At 64.2% G+C, this 1,757-nt stretch carries 1 protein-coding gene; it reads left to right on the top strand.

The annotated features are described in order from the left end of the window. Nucleotides 1–66: 66 nt before the first annotated feature. Nucleotides 67–1,620: a transposase gene (locus DN771_RS29025; protein WP_116999884.1), complete on the top strand. Its 1,554-nt coding sequence runs from the start codon at nucleotides 67–69 to the stop codon at nucleotides 1,618–1,620. Nucleotides 1,621–1,757 lie beyond the last annotated feature (137 nt).

The following is a 1,757-nucleotide window of genomic DNA, read 5'->3' as shown; positions in this document are numbered from 1 at the left end:
CAGGCTGTTGCGGTTTGATTGTTGACTATCGCGCTCGGGTTTAGTGTGGTTGGGCATGATCGGGTGATGGCGTTCGGGTATCGGCGGGTGGATCGTGATCAGTTGTTTCTGTTGCCGCCGGATGTGCGGGAGTGGTTGCCCGAGGACCATCTGGTGTGGCTGATCGTCGATGTCGTTGAACGGATCGACACGTCGCGGTTGCATGAGCGGCACCCGAATGATGGGGTTGGCCGGCGGGCGTACGACCCGGACATGTTGCTGGCGTTGCTGCTGTATGCGTATTGCACCGGTCAGCGTTCCAGCAGGAAGATCGAACGGCTCTGTGAGGTGGATGTCGCCTATCGGGTGATCTGCGCCAACGACGCGCCGGACCACACGACGATCGCCCGGTTCCGTCAGGTGCATCAAGAACACGCCGAGGCGTTGTTCGTCGAGGTGTTGCTGTTGTGCAAGCAGGCGGGCTTGACCACCGTCGGTGTCGTCGCGGTGGATGGCACGAAGATCGCGGCGGATGCATCGATCAAGGCCAGCCGCAGCGAAGAGCACATCAACGCTGAGGTGGCGGCGATGATGGCCGAGGCCAACGCTGTCGACACCGCCGAAGACGCCGAGTTCGGCGATCGTCGCGGCGATGAACTGCCCAAGGACCTGGCCACTCGGCAGGATCGGCGGCGACGGTTGGACGCGGCGCTCGAGCAGTTGAAAGCGAAACGGAAACGACGCGAGGCCAACGATTCCATGCGTCGCGCGGTGATCCGTCGGGCGGTCCGTGACGGGCACGGGTTCCCGCCGCCCTCCAAAGATGACGACCCGGTCGCTCACGCCGAGGCCCGCGTCGAGTACTACCGGCGGCGAGCGGCGAAACGCCGTGCCGAAGCCGAGGCTCGTGCGCGGGCTCGGGGGCGGCGGCCGAGCGGGTTCGCTCCACGTGGCGACGATCACGAGGTCAAACGGGCGTTACGGCGACTGGACAAGATCCGTGCCGAACAGGCAGCCAAGGCCTCATCGGAGACGGCAACGAGCGACAAGGTGGACCGGGCGAACACCACCGATCCCGACAGTCGAGTCATGCCGACCGCGAAGGGTGGCTGGGTCCAGGGATACAACGCTCAGGCCGCGGTGAATCAACACGGCGTCGTGCTCGCCGCCACCGTCACCAACATCGGCAGCGACTCGACGCAGTGCCGGCCGATGATGAAGATGACCCGAACGAACCTGAACAAGATCGGCGAGCGTCGTCGGATCGGGATGATGCTGTTCGATGCCGGCTACTGGAGCGACAAGAACGCCACCACCCGAGGACCACGTCGACTCATCGCGACGACCAAGAGCTACAAGCTGCGCCAACAACTCAAAGAACGCGGAGCAACCAGCGGGCCACCACCGCCGGATGCCACGCCGGCTGAAGCGATGGAACACCGGCTCCGCACACCCGAGGGAACAGCGCTCTACAAGCAACGACAACACACCGTTGAGCCCGTCTTCGGCGATATCAAACACAACCGCCAGATCCAGCGATTCATGCATCGGGGACTCGTCGCTGTCACCGCCGAGTGGCGACTGATCGCAACCACGCACAACCTGCTCAAGCTCTCAACCGTCGGCCTGCCTCCCACATAGAACCCAGCACACGGGCAACAACGACACGGCAAGACTCCCACCCCGGACACCGCCAGCCACGACCGACACAAGTCACCAACACGACCGCCGCGCCCACGATCGCCCACACCCGAGCGACCACAAACCGCAACAGCCTG

Source organism: Desertimonas flava (assembly GCF_003426815.1).
GTDB lineage: Bacteria > Actinomycetota > Acidimicrobiia > Acidimicrobiales > Ilumatobacteraceae > Desertimonas > Desertimonas flava.
The sequence above is the reverse complement of the archived record's forward strand: the minus strand, read 5'-3'. Positions and strand labels throughout refer to the sequence as shown.

What these genes read in the sequence shown, in the direction of transcription:
- DN771_RS29025 (WP_116999884.1), top strand. Translation starts at nt 67, where the DNA reads ATGGCGTTCGGGTATCGGCGGGTGGATCGTGATCAGTTGTTTCTGTTG.